The sequence below is a fragment of the Mesorhizobium sp. LSJC269B00 genome (assembly GCF_000502815.1).
Classification (GTDB): domain Bacteria; phylum Pseudomonadota; class Alphaproteobacteria; order Rhizobiales; family Rhizobiaceae; genus Mesorhizobium.
Genome location: NZ_AYVN01000001.1, coordinates 349,897 through 362,480 on the forward strand (window position 1 = coordinate 349,897; position 12,584 = coordinate 362,480).

11 protein-coding genes and 1 pseudogene are annotated in these 12,584 nt (G+C 63.7%); 4 read left to right on the forward strand and 8 right to left on the reverse strand.

Translation table 11 applies throughout. The annotated features are described in order from the left end of the window. Positions 1–18: 18 nt before the first annotated feature. Together X771_RS163105 and X771_RS163100 are read right to left on the reverse strand one after the other, a co-directional pair. Positions 19–2,664, reverse strand: a complete 2,646-nt coding sequence (locus tag X771_RS163105) for a pitrilysin family protein (RefSeq protein WP_031202385.1) — start codon at positions 2,662–2,664, stop codon at positions 19–21. After that, on the reverse strand, positions 2,562–2,999 hold the full coding sequence (locus tag X771_RS163100; protein WP_023686333.1) for an insulinase family protein: 438 nt from the start codon (positions 2,997–2,999) through the stop codon (positions 2,562–2,564). Before X771_RS163100 ends, X771_RS163105 begins: the two co-directional genes overlap by 103 nt. A gap of 507 nt (positions 3,000–3,506) precedes the next feature. On the opposite strand from X771_RS163100, the pseudogene X771_RS1000000169850 reads away from it, so the two are divergent. After that, a pseudogene (locus tag X771_RS1000000169850) lies at positions 3,507–4,222 on the forward strand (LuxR C-terminal-related transcriptional regulator). Next, entirely contained in the window at positions 4,219–4,989 is a 771-nt protein-coding gene (locus tag X771_RS163095) for a helix-turn-helix transcriptional regulator (protein WP_023686334.1), read from the forward strand. Before X771_RS1000000169850 ends, X771_RS163095 begins: the two are co-directional and overlap by 4 nt. A 37-nt stretch (positions 4,990–5,026) precedes the next feature. On the opposite strand, the gene X771_RS163090 is transcribed toward X771_RS163095, so the two are convergent. Genes X771_RS163090 through motA form a run of 6 tightly spaced genes read right to left on the reverse strand, consistent with a single transcriptional unit; the run spans position 5,027 to position 9,892 of the window. Further along, positions 5,027–5,464 (reverse strand): hypothetical protein, encoded by a 438-nt coding sequence (locus tag X771_RS163090; RefSeq protein ID WP_023671756.1) that lies wholly within the window; start codon positions 5,462–5,464, stop codon positions 5,027–5,029. After that, positions 5,461–6,543, reverse strand: a complete 1,083-nt coding sequence (gene flhB, locus X771_RS163085) for a flagellar biosynthesis protein FlhB (RefSeq protein WP_023686335.1) — start codon at positions 6,541–6,543, stop codon at positions 5,461–5,463. Before flhB ends, X771_RS163090 begins: the two co-directional genes overlap by 4 nt. A 21-nt stretch (positions 6,544–6,564) precedes the next feature. Then, positions 6,565–7,581, reverse strand: coding sequence for a flagellar motor switch protein FliG (locus X771_RS163080; protein WP_023686336.1), 1,017 nt, complete (start codon positions 7,579–7,581; stop codon positions 6,565–6,567). Positions 7,582–7,625: 44 nt separating this feature from the next. Further along, positions 7,626–8,015, reverse strand: a complete 390-nt coding sequence (fliN, locus tag X771_RS163075; protein WP_023671753.1) for a flagellar motor switch protein FliN — start codon at positions 8,013–8,015, stop codon at positions 7,626–7,628. A 33-nt stretch (positions 8,016–8,048) separates the two neighbouring features. After that, positions 8,049–8,981, reverse strand: coding sequence for a FliM/FliN family flagellar motor switch protein (locus X771_RS163070; protein WP_023686337.1), 933 nt, complete (start codon positions 8,979–8,981; stop codon positions 8,049–8,051). 35 nt (positions 8,982–9,016) lie between these two features. Next, positions 9,017–9,892: a flagellar motor stator protein MotA gene (gene motA, locus X771_RS163065; RefSeq protein ID WP_023671751.1), complete on the reverse strand. Its 876-nt coding sequence runs from the start codon at positions 9,890–9,892 to the stop codon at positions 9,017–9,019. Between the two features lie 144 nt (positions 9,893–10,036). On the opposite strand from motA, the gene X771_RS163060 reads away from it, so the two are divergent. Both X771_RS163060 and flgF read left to right on the forward strand, forming a co-directional pair. Then, complete coding sequence (locus tag X771_RS163060; protein ID WP_023686338.1) at positions 10,037–11,848, forward strand: DUF1217 domain-containing protein; 1,812 nt, start codon at positions 10,037–10,039, stop codon at positions 11,846–11,848. Between the two features lie 7 nt (positions 11,849–11,855). Further along, positions 11,856–12,581 carry a flagellar basal-body rod protein FlgF gene (gene flgF / locus X771_RS163055; protein WP_023671749.1) on the forward strand — a complete coding sequence of 242 codons (726 nt, stop codon included), beginning with the start codon at positions 11,856–11,858 and terminating at the stop codon, positions 12,579–12,581. Positions 12,582–12,584: the final 3 nt, after the last annotated feature.

Below are 12,584 nucleotides of genomic sequence, written 5' to 3' on the forward strand. Positions count from 1 at the left end.
GGCTGCGCGTTTAGCCCGTCAATCGGCGTGGATCTGCGCGCCGCAATCCCTTTCGCCGGCGCAGGCGTGCACCGCGCGCGTCGTGCCGCCATCGCCAACCCGCCACGGCGAGGCAGACAGCGGCGCCTGGCGATTGCCCCCGAGAAGATCGAGCGCCCGCATCGCCGTCTCTTCACCAGCCTCGTCACGCTTGACGATCTCGACGTCCTTGAGGCCGATCGCGGCAAGCTGCGGCATCACCACATCGGGGTCGCCCGCCACCACGATCAGCGACGGATCGAGCGACGCCAGGGCCAGCGCCTGTTTCTGAACCGCATCGAGCGTCAGCTTTGTGCGCGCCGCCATGCGGGTTTGCTGGTCCTCCAGCGTCGATCCGCTGCCGACCGCGCCAATCAGCGAGGAGAACAGACCAGCCGACGTCTCGGCCGATCCAGCCAGCGCCCGGCGATAGACAGTCACCGTGCGGTCGACTTCGTCCTGCGCCACCGGCAAGGTGGTCAGGCCGGCAAATCCTTTCAGGATTTCGGTAATCGCCGGCCCGGTGTTGGCGCGCTCGACGGTGGTTGCCACGACCAATCCCGAGCCGGCCTTCATCGGGCTCATCAGATAGCTCGACACGCCATAGGAGTAGCCCTTCTCCTCGCGGATCACCGAATTCAGCCGGCTGGAGAAATCGGCGCCAAGCAGGTTGGAGACCGCGGTCGATTCAGCGCGCTCGCTCTCGTCGGTGCCGGGCGCCGGCCGCGCCACGAACAGCGCCGACTGGCTGGCGCCGGGTTCGGGCACCAGCAGCACTTTCTGTCCCCCGTTGAAATGCGCCGCCGGCGACGGCTCGACGGCATAGCCAGCGGTGTCGCTTGTCCACGCGCCGAATGCTTTTTCAAGGCTGGCGGCGACGGTCGCGACCGGCATCGGGCCGACGCTGTAGAAGGTCACCGCCTTCGGCGTGAACTCCGCCTTGAATGCGTCCCTCGCCTCGTCGAGCGAGATCGAGGCCAGCGCCTTTGCCGACCAGTCCACCGCTGCCTTGCCCGGCACCTGCGGGATCAGCGTCGCCTTTGCCATGCGGCCGGCAACGCCGGGCAGATCCGCCTCGCGGCCGTTTACCCAGTCGACTGTCTGCGCCATCAGCACCGTCCATTCGGTCTTGTCGAAACGAGGCTTCAGCACCGCGTCGGCGAGCAGGCCAATACCCTGGTCGAGCTTTTCCGGCGGCACGCCAAGCGTCATCATCGTGGTCAGCGTTCCGGCCTGGTGGCCGACGCCCGCGCCGATGTCGCTGGCCACCTTGGCGAAATCAGCCGAGCCGCGATCGGCGGCCCCGCGTGTCGCCATGCTTGCTGCAAGCTCCAGCAATCCCTCCTTGCCTTCCGGCACGCTGTTCCAGCCGCCGGCGGCACTGGCCGCGACATACACCATCGGCGCTTCCGGCATTGTGTAGTGGACGAGTTTGATGCCATTCGAGAGCGTCGCCGTTTCCATGGCGGGCAGTGTTGCCGAAGGCGCTTGCCCGGCCGCATGCTTCGGAATGTCGATCGCCGGTCGCTCCGGCGCGGTGAACGGCTGCGGTGTGCCGGACGAGCCGATCAGTGCATCGGGATAGCCGCCGCGCGGGCCGGGCTTCAGCATCAGCACGCTGGCATCTTCCGGTTTCAACAGCCGCTTCATCGTTGCCTCGACATCCGCCACGCTGGCGTCCTTCACCCGCGGGTCGTCGACCAGCGCGCTCTGCGCATCGCCGAGCACGTCGGCATTGTAGGAGACGACGCCGGCGCGATCCTTCAGTGCTTCGCTGCCGAGCCGCGCTGCCTGCAAGATGCCGGTGCGCGCACGCTCGACATCGACCGGATCGAGCGGGGTCTTCAGGAAATCCGCGAACGCCGTTTTCATCGCGCTTTCCAGCGCTTCCGGCGCCACACCTTCGGCGGCACCCGCCTCGAAGGTAAAGCGGCCACCGAGCAGACCGCCGGTCCAGCTCGCGCTGGCATAGGTGGCAATGCCCAACTGCGAAACCAGCCGGTTGCGCAAAAAACCATATTCGCCGTTGCCGAGCAGTTCGGCGGCAATGCTGAGCGCACCATTGTCGGGCGACTGCGCCACCGGGCCACTGAAGCCGACCACGACGATGGGGCTTGGCACACGATCCTCGAGCACCAGCTTGAGCCGGGCCTGCGTCGGTGCCGGCACGGCGGGCCGCGCCACATCGGCGCCGCGCGCCACGCGGCCGAACGTGTCGGCAATCAGCGCCTTGGTGTCGTCGATCTCCAAGTCGCCGACCAGCACCAGCACCGCATTGTTGGGCAGATAGTAGCTGTTGAAGAAACCCCTGACATCGTCGAGCGTCGCCGCATCGAGATCGGCGACCGAGCCGATAACCATGCGGCTATAGGGATGCGGCTTCGGGAACAGCCCGGACCAGAAAGCTTCCCAGCCGGATGCGCCGGCCTTGTCGAGCACGTTCTGGCGCATCTCGTTCTTGACCACCGAGCGCTGCAGATCGAGCTTGGCCTGAGTCACCGAGCGGCCGAGATTGGCCATGCGGTCTGCCTCAAGCGACAAGATCATCGGCAGTGACGACGACAGCCCGTCGACATAATAAACCGTGCCGTCCTCGGTGGTCCAGGCATTGATCTCGTTGCCGAGCGCGGCGTGCGCGCCGAACACGTTCGGCCAGGCCGGCGTGCCGNGGTGGTCCAGGCATTGATCTCGTTGCCGAGCGCGGCGTGCGCGCCGAACACGTTCGGCCAGGCCGGCGTGCCGGAAAACATCAGATGTTCGAACAGATGCGCAAAGCCCGAGCGTCCCGCGGGTTCATTCATCGACCCGACGCGGTAGCGCAGGTTCATCACCACCTTCGGCACGCGATGGTCGGGCACCAGCACCACCTGCAGCCCGTTGTCGAGCGCATAGGTAACGGTCGGCTCAGCCTTGGCGGGCGCTGCCATGCCGGCAAGAACCGCAAGCACCACCGTGAACGCCAGGAAAACCTGCTTCATCATGACCCCCGATGCTGATGGCCGCGAGCAAGCGCCGCCAAATCCGCCGTATGACCGAAGGGATGCCCACCCCTCACGGCTGCCGAGACCCTATCGGAATCGATCGGCCCTCGATACGGCAGTATCGCAACACCCTCTGGCTTTTTCGTGTCGGCGTTTCAGGCCTTTTGCGGCGGAAAAGGCCGCGAAAGCCGCCCCTGAGTCGCTTGAGTCCAATAATATTGATTTTGTCAAATCGCGTTTGATGTCGGATTCATCTGCGGGTAGATTAGACCCGAATCAGCCGGTCCTTGGGGGGCGCGGCGACCACCCAAAGTCTCAAGTTCCGGCCAATGACCGGCACCAGACGCGGACGGCTTCGCGTTCCCTGAATGGATTCGGCGATCAGCGCGACCGCCGCGCCGTGTGAGTGCTTCGTAAACGTGATGCGTCTTCAAGTTCGGCCGCTGCCAACCCCAGCGTCCGGGCTCAAGAAAAGACTCCGGCCATGACATACAACCAAAGCATCCAATGAGCAGTTCCGCCGCGCTTCTCCAATCCGATACGTTAGGCTCGCGCCTTGAATCGCGCGGCGATCTCACCTCCTTTTTCATGCAGCTTGCCGCCGAGATCGGCGCCGACAGCTACATGCTCGTCGCCATCGTCCACGACCAAGATCGCAACGACGCCCGCATCGTCTCATCCAACTGGATCTTCGACGCCATTGAACTGATCGGCAAGCGGCTGATCGCCGGCCTTGCCCAGGGACCGCTGACCGTTGCACCTGGCATCCGCCCGAGGCCACTGGTCGCCGCCGCGGCGCCCGACGCCGGCGGACTGCTCACCGGCGAAGAGGCGCGCCTGCTCGACGTGCTTGGCCATGCCGAAGTCTATTCACTGCGGCTCAATGTCGGTCGCCAGCGGCTGTTTGCGCTTTTCTCGGCGGCCGAGGCCGGCAGTATCGACCAGCCGGCGCTGATGAAGGCTCAGTTGAAGTGCTGCTACGCGCTGTCCGCTATCCCGCAATTGATCGCCGCCGCCGCCATGCAGGACCCGCTGTCCGACCGTGAGCGCGAATGCCTGTTCTGGGTGTCTGAAGGCAAGNCAAGACCACCGATGAGGTCGCGGTGATCCTCGGGGTCTCGTCCAACACCGTCAACAGCTACATCACCCACGCCATCCAGAAATTCGCGGCCTCGAACCGCGCGATGGCCATCGCCACGGCGATCAGGAGCGGCATCATTTGAAACACGCTGACATCAAGGCGGCGGCCGAAGCCCTTTTCAACGAGCAGCGCAATCCGTTCGGCGCCTTCTCCATCGGTTCCGAGACGCACCATGCCGTTACCATCCCGGACGCGGTGCGCCGCTGCCGCTGGATCGCCGTCGACATCAACGCGTCGGCGTTTGGCCTCTATTTCGTCAGCCCCTCGCCGGAACGGGCGCGCCTGGTGCCGAGCTTCGATTCCGACTATCCAGCCACTGCGGTGACAACCAAGTTCATCGCCGGCGCCAATGGCGAGGAGATGGTGCGCCACAGCGGCGCCTCGACAGCGCCGCGCTGGTGGGCCGATGACGGCATCGCCGGCTCGGACGCCGTCTTCCAGAACCTCGCCTGGGCGGAGCGGACGGCGCCGCTGGCGCCGGGCACCAACGGCATTGCCTTTCCCGTCCATGCCGATCGCGGCCATTGCGGGCTGGTGGTGTTCCTCGGCTCGACGATCGCTCTGCCGGAGGACACGCTCTACGAAATCCACGCCCGCTGTTTTTCGCTGTTCGCCGCCGTCGCCCGCATTCGTCCGAACGATGCCGGCCGGATGCGGTCGATCTCCAAGCGTGAACTGGAGTGCCTGAAGCTGACCGCCAACGGCAACACCAGCGAAGAGATCGCCAGGCTGCTGAAGCTGTCGGTCCACACCGCCAACCAGTATCTCACCCAGTCGACCCAGAAGCTCAACGCCGTCAACCGCAACCAGGCGGTGGCCAAGGCGCTGCGCCTGGGTCTGATCGAGTGATCAAAGCCGCGTCCGGCGATTGGGATAAGACAAAAGATCAGCGATAGGCGAGCGGCTCGGTCCGGCGAATGCGCGCCTCTTCGATGACCGTCTCCAGCAAGGCGGTGTTGTGCTCGGGGTCTTCGCCGGGCTTCTCGAACGACACATAGTTGACCGCGACCGAAGACCTCTCCTCGCTCAGCGTCAGCTGGAAATAGACGGTGACGCCCGGCGGCCGAAGCTCGAGATCGAGCACGATGCGCGGGCTGCCGCTCCAGTCGACATGTGCCTCTCCGCCATGGCCGAGCCTGAGCGTGCCCGGCAGGAAGAACAGCTCCACAGCCGAATCCACCAGATCCGACAGGCAAGCGAAATGCTCGAGCCGGATGAAGGCGATGTAGTCGGCGACGTCGATCAGCCGCAACTCGTCGACCACCTGCTCGATGGCCTTGGCGACGATGAGTTCGCGGGATTTTGCGTGCGGTTGGCGGTTCATGAAATTTGTCTCCGCTCAGCCTTTTTGGAGTAGACGATCCGCACCAGTTCGGCGACGGCCTGGTAGAATTGCGACGGGATCACGCTATCAACCGAAACTTGCTTGTACATGGAGCGGGCGAGCGCCACGTCCTCGAAGATCGGGATGTTGTGCTCCTTGGCAATCTCGCGAATCTTGAGCGCCACAAGGTCCTGGCCCTTGGCCAGCACCAGGGGCGCTGAATCCTCGTCGCGAACATATCTGAGCGCGATGGAAAAGTGCGTCGGATTGGCGATGATCAGCGTCGCGCGCGGCACGGCCGTCATCATCCGCTTGCGCGCCCGGTCGCGCGCCAGCGAGCGCAGCCGCGACTTGATGATCGGGTCGCCCTCGGACTGCTTGAACTCGTCCTTGACCTCCTGCTTGGTCATCCGCAGATCCTGCTTCCAGTGGAAGCGCGACCAGATGACGTCGACCGCCGCGATCAGCCCAATGACGAAGACGATCGCCACCAATATGTCGACGGTGATGCTTTTGATGACGAGGCCGAAAGCGACGGGGTTGGTGATCATGCCGGCCAGGAGCTGGCGGTAGTCCTGCGATAGCGTGAAGTAGAGCACGATGCTGGCGAAGCCGAGCTTGCCCAGCGACTTCAGGAACTCGACCCAGCCCTGAATGCCGAACATCCTGGTCCAGCCTTTGGCTATCGAGATGCGCGACAGTTGCGGCCGGATCCGCTCGCCGACGACTTGCGGCATGTTCTGCAGCACCGAGGCGCCGATGCCGACCACCACCAGCAGCGCCAGCAGGCTGACAATGGCATGGCCGATCTCCATCATCACGGTCTTGTAGAGCGCGATGACGTCGGTCTCGGTGTCCATCGGCCACGCCTCGGGCTTCTCCAGGAACATCGACAGGAACATGCCGAGATCAACGACCGCGTCCTTGGCGTAGAAGACGGTGAACACCAGTATAGCGATGAAGGACGCCAGAAGTGCGGCCTCCCTGGAATGGGGCAGCTTGCCCTGTTCGATGGTGTCGCGGATCTTCTTTTCGGTCGCGTCTTCGGTTTTGGAGTCTTTGTCCGCCGCTTCAGCCATTGTGGGGTCTGTTGCTCAGCGTCAGGCCGCTTCGCTCTGCTGCGATGAAGGGAGTTCAAATGCCCCCTCTCGCGACAGCCGGATTGTAGCCACGGCAACGGTCTTGCGCGCCGTCATGATGTCGGCAAGCTGGATACCTTCCGAACCCTGGCCGAGCTCGGACTCGATCATGCGCCGCGACCGGGCGCCGATCGCCGACAGCACCGACTCCGTCAATGCGGGCGCCGCACCGCGCAGCGCCAGCGTAATCAGTTCGGTCGACAGCCCGTCGAACAGAAGTACCCTCGCCTTCTGCGTCAAAAGCGGCAGATCGTCGAAGGCAAACAACCTGGAGCGAACACCGCCGAGGTCCGGCGTGCCGGCCTCTTCCAGATCCTGCATGACCTCTTCCAGCTGCGGCTTGTCCATTTCGTTGAGCACACTGGCGACGCGCGCCTGTCCGGCCGAGATATCCTTGGTCGCTGTCTGCGCCAGCACGCTGGCGCGCAGCTGGTTCTCGATGATCCTGGTCGCCGCGTCCGGAATGGTCGCCATCGTCACCATGCGCTTGATGATCTGGCTGCGCATCGGCTTTTCCATCGTCAGCAGAATGTTGGCGGCGGCCTGCGGCGCAAGCTTCGACAGCACCATGGCCGCGGTCTGGGGATGCTCGGCGGCAAGGAACGTGCCCAGACGCGTCGGTTCGAGCTTTTCCAGCTCCGGCCAGATCGGCGGTGGTCCTTCCGGCGCAACCTCGAAGCGCTTGTCGCCCATGATGGCGCTCATCTCTTCGGGCGACAGCGATTCATTGAGGATCGTGTCCATCCGGTCGGCGGAATCGAGCAGGCCCGCACCTTCGGTGAACTCGGCCTCGAATTCGGCAACGATGCGTTCGAGGTCGCTTTGCGGAATGGTGCGCAGCAGCCGCGCCCCTTCGATCAGTGCCTTCAGTTCTTCTTGCTTGAAGAATTTCAGCAGCCGGCTGGCCGAAGGCTTGCCCATCGCCACCAGGATGGCGGCGGCCTTTTGCGGGCGCGTGAGCGTCACCGGCGTCGTCATGGCATAAGCTCCGATCGCTGCTGAGACCGCATGTCGTCTAATCCTCAGGCGCTCTTGGCGGCAGCGATGATTTCGGTCAGCCTGATGCCAAAGCGCGACGGATCGCTTTCCAGCACGGTGATCTCGCCGCGCGCGATCTTGCGGCCGTTGACCACGACATCGACCGGTTCGCCGATGCGCCGGTTGAGCGCCACCGTCGAGCCCTTCTGCAGCGCCATCAGGTCCGACACCGGCATTTCCGTACTGCCGAGGATGATCTGCACATCGACCGGGATGCTCATGATGATGTTGGAATTGGCGCCGGACGTGGCAGCCCGCAAGGCGGCGTCGGGGCGCTTTTCCTCCTCCTGGAGGACGCCGCGCAATTCCTCGATGGCGCGGTCGAGCTGTTCGTCCGGCTGGTCGATATTGGCTTCCACCTTGGTCTTGGCCATCAGTCGTCTCCAAATGCTTGGGCTTGCCCGGCGTCAGCCCGGCATGAGCCCATCGATAAAATCCTGACCGGCATCGTAAGGATGCCTGATCCGGACGGTGTAGTTCTGCCCGAGTTTACCGAACTCGCAGACAAACAGCGTCTTGTCGCGCGCGCTCAGCTTGGCCTGCGACTGCGCGGTTTCCTCGAACTCGATGACCTGGCCTGGCTCGAAACCGGCGAGATCGCCGAGCGTCAGGCGGGCCAGCGGCATGGTCGCTTCGAGCGTCACCGTCGAGCGCATCACTTCATCGGAAAAACGTGCCCGCCAGTCGGAGGTCGTGCCTTCGCTGTCGTGGACATCGGCGATACCGCGTGTGGCAAGCAGAATGCGCTGCGGGATCATCACCGTGACCGTTCCGCTGTCGGTCGGCGTCGAGATGCCGAAGACGATGCGCACCGCCGCGCCATCGCGCAGCACGCGACGCTTGGCTTCGCTGCCCGAAAGCGCCCGCGGCACCGGCAGCCGCAGCTCGAGCGAGCGCCGGCCCGATCCGTTCAACGCCTGCGCAACTTCCTGGAAGACCGTGGTCGCGACATCGGTCTCGATCTGCGACAGAGCGCGCTCGATCGGCGAAACCGGCTGATCCGGATCGCCGCCGAACAGCGCGCACACCATCACGGCGATGGCCGGCGCATCAGCCACCAGCGTCATCGCATCCGAAGACGTCGGCGATGCTATGATGGCCATGGCAAAGGCATCGCCGGCATTCGTGCGGGCATCGGGAACACGGCTGATCTCGACCGCGCGCAGGTCGACGGTGACCGGTGCGCCGAGTTCGCCGGCCAGGCTCTTCTGCAGCAGCGGCAGGGCGCGCTCGCCCATCGAGCGCCCGGTGCCGATGACATGAGCGGCCTCACCGCTGTCACCGACCAGACGCTCAATGATCAGCGAGCGGGCTTGCGAGGGGCTGCCAGGACTTGTCATGACGGCGTGCGGTCCTGTCTGTCGTCATGCATGGCTCAAGCCGCTTTCTTCTCGGCGGAAGCTGTGTTCATCGTGCTTTGCTCGACGGCATCGATCGTCGGCCGCTCATAGGACGAGATGGTCTTGCGACCGAACTCGATCGCCACCTGCGGCAGGGCGCCGTTCATGTAGGCAAGCAGCGTCTGCTTGACGATGATATAGAGGCGGTTCTTCTTCTCGCGCACCGTCTTGATCTTGGTGGCGACCGGCCCGACCACCGCATAGGACAGGAAGATGCCGAGGAAGGTTCCGACAAGGGCAGCGCCGATCAGGCCGCCGAGGATTTCGGGCGACTGGTCGAGCGCGCCCATCGCCTTGACCACGCCGAGCACGGCGGCGACGATGCCGAGCGCCGGCAGACCATCGCCCACCGCCACCAGCGCATGGTAAGCCTTCATCTTGTCGGACTTGATGGTCTGGATTTCCTCGTCCATCAGCGCCTCGATCTCATGCGAGCGGGCATTGCCGATGATGATGATGCGGCAGTAGTCGCAGATGAAATTCGTCAGGTCGTGGTTCTTGAGCACGGTCGGGAACGCCTGGAAGATTGCCGACTCCTCCGGATTGTCGATATGCGCCTCGACCTCGCTGCGCGACTTCGAGCGCAGTTCGCGCATCAGGCTGTGCAGCACGCCCAGCGTCTCCAGATAGTCGCGCTCTTTCGGCACCGCCTGCTTGAACGCTTCGAGGATACCCCTGCCGGTGTCCTTGACCGTCTTCATCGGGTTGGCGACGAGAAAGGTTCCAAGTGCGGCGCCACAGATGACCACCGCTTCCCAAGGCTGCATCAGCACATGCAGATGGCCGCCCATCGCCATGAAGCCGCCGAGAACACAGCCGAGCGTCACCACAAGTCCGATCAGAATGCCCACGCCAGATCCTTCCGCATCACGTCAGGCCTAACCGATAGCCCCCGTGCCTTGTGTGAGGCTTGAATCATGCAAGGTGAGGCGATTCAGCCTCGCGCAAGCAAGTCCGCATAGTCTTGCTTTTGAAGCTGCGACCGGAGGCATGTCGTGTTGAGCACTTTTACCAGCTACCAGCTCATCGCCAGGGACATCCCCAAGGCGATCGACCGCATCGAGGCGGAGCCGATCACCAAGCGCGACACCGACTACTATCTCGCGAACATCGGCAGCGTGAAATCGATCGACGATTTCGTCAAGAACGACCGGCTGTTCAAATATGCCATGAAAGCCTTCGGTCTCGGCGACATGGCTTACGCCAAGGCCTTCATGGTCAAAGCCCTGAAGGAAGGGGTGTCGGATTCCGACAGCTTCGCCAACAAACTGAGCGACAAGCGTTATGCCGAGTTCGTGTCGGCCTTCAATTTCGCCGCACTTGGCGCTAATGCCACGAGCTACAATTCGGCACAGCAGGGCGTGACCAACAATTATGGTCTCCAGGTCTCGGTCGGCCCTTCGCAGAACGGCTTCACCTACTACAAGGGCGAAACCTCGTACTACCTGAGCAACATTTCCAACGTAAAATCGATCGACGACCTGATGGGCAACGATCGCCTGCTCACCTATGCGATGGCCGCGTTCGGCCTGGACGCCGACGCCGAGCCGGCTGCGACCGTGCGGGCCATGCTGGAAGGCGGCGTCACCGACCCGAACAGCCCCGCAAACACGTCGACAAACAAGGGCTATGCGGCTTTCGTCGCGGCTTTCGACTTTGCCCAATATGGCGACCAGGCTACGGCGCGCGACGCCGTCCAGCAGGCGGTGCCGAAGGCTGTGATCGGCGGAACCGGACTGTTGCTCGTCAAGCCGACCGCGCAATACATCAAGGGCGAGGCCGACTACTACGCAGCCAACATCTCCAAGGTGAAGTCCATCGAAGACCTGCTGAAGGACAAGCGCCTGCTGACCTTCGCCATGGCTGCCTATGGGCTTGATGCATCGACCCAGACGACGAAGCAGATCCGCACCATGGTCAATGGCGGCGTCACCGATCCGTTGAGTCCCGCCAACCTGTTGACCGACAAGAGCTACGCCAACTTCGTCAGCGCCTTTGATTTTGCCCAGTATGGCGATCAGACGATCACGCGCGACGCGGTGCTGAAGACCACGCCGAAGCTCTACACGACCGAGTCCAGTCTTGGCCTCATCAAGCCGAATGCGGACGCCGTCCAGGCCGAGACCAGCTACTACCTCGCCAACATCACCAAGGTGAAATCGGTCGACGACCTGATGGCCGACAGCCGCCTTTATAACTATGCTCTGTCCGCAAGCGGGCTCGATCCGGCGACCACCAACAAGGATCTCGTCCGTGATGTCCTTGAGGGCGGTGTCCGCGATCCCGCCAGTGTCGCCAACAAGCTCTCCAACAAGGCCTATGCCAGGCTCGCCACCTCGTTGAATTTCGAGGCCTACGGCGAAGCGGCAACGACCCGCAGCCCGTCGCAGCAGCCGGTGGTCGACAAATACATGCGCCAGACCCTGGAAGAAGACGCCGGCAAGACCAATGAGGGCGTGCGGTTGGCGCTCTATTTCGAGCGCAAGGCCTCGACCATCACCAACTGGTACGACGTGCTGGCCGACACGGCCCTGGCCAGCGTGGTACGCACCGCCATCGGCCTGCCCGATTCCTTCGCTGCCGCAGATATCGACAAGCAGGCGCAGGCCTTCGACGCAAAGCTCGACCTCACCGATTTCACCGACCCGGCCAAGCTCGAGAAATTCCTCACCCGCTTCACCAGCCTTTGGGAAATCAATCATCCGACCTCGACCGCCCAGACATCGATCGGTGTGCTGTTTGCGCAGCCGACCACCGTCGGCATCTCGACCGATCTGATGATGGCCATGCAGAAACTGAGATTCTGAGAACACCATGCAGGACAGCCTTTACGTCGCCCTTTCCTCGCAGATCGCGCTTGAGCGCCGTCTCGACACCATCGCCGATAATGTCGCCAACGCCTCGACCATCGGCTTTCGCGCCACCGGCGTGAAGTTCGAGGATGTCGTCTCCGGCAGCGGCCCCAAATCGGTGTCCTTCGCCTCCTCCGGCAAGACCTATTTGTCCGGCGCGCATGGCGCGATGACGCAGACCGGCAACCCGTTCGACTTCGCCGTCCAGGGCGATGCCTGGTTCGGCATCGACACCCCGGCCGGCACCGTGATGACGCGCGACGGACGCTTTTCGATGAACGAGAACGGCGAGTTGATGTCGCTCGAAGGCCATCCGGTGCTCGACGCCGGCGGTGCGCCGATCCAGCTCGACCCGCGCGACGGCCCACCCAAGGCGGGCGCCGACGGCTCGCTGCGCCAGGGCGACAAGCTCGTCGGCGCCATCGGCCTGTTCAATTTCGATCCCGGCCCGAATTTCGTCCGCTACGGCAATTCTGGCATCGTGCCCGCGCGTGCGCCGGAGCCGGTCACCGACCGTTCCGATCTCGGCGTCGCGCAGGGCTATGTCGAGGAATCCAACGTCAATCCGGTGCTGGAGATGACGCGCCTGATCATGGTCCAGCGCGCCTTCGAGAACACGGCGGCGCTGATGCGCCAGACCGATGCCTCGACCGACGACGCCATCAAGACGCTCGGCTCCAAGTCGTAGCAG

What these genes read in the sequence shown, in the direction of transcription:
- X771_RS163090 (WP_023671756.1), bottom strand. Translation starts at nt 5,464, where the DNA reads ATGAACCGCCAACCGCACGCAAAATCCCGCGAACTCATCGTCGCCAAG.
- flhB (WP_023686335.1), bottom strand. Translation starts at nt 6,543, where the DNA reads ATGGCTGAAGCGGCGGACAAAGACTCCAAAACCGAAGACGCGACCGAA.
- X771_RS163080 (WP_023686336.1), bottom strand. Translation starts at nt 7,581, where the DNA reads ATGACGACGCCGGTGACGCTCACGCGCCCGCAAAAGGCCGCCGCCATC.
- fliN (WP_023671753.1), bottom strand. Translation starts at nt 8,015, where the DNA reads ATGGCCAAGACCAAGGTGGAAGCCAATATCGACCAGCCGGACGAACAG.
- X771_RS163070 (WP_023686337.1), bottom strand. Translation starts at nt 8,981, where the DNA reads ATGACAAGTCCTGGCAGCCCCTCGCAAGCCCGCTCGCTGATCATTGAG.
- flgF (WP_023671749.1), top strand. Translation starts at nt 11,856, where the DNA reads ATGCAGGACAGCCTTTACGTCGCCCTTTCCTCGCAGATCGCGCTTGAG.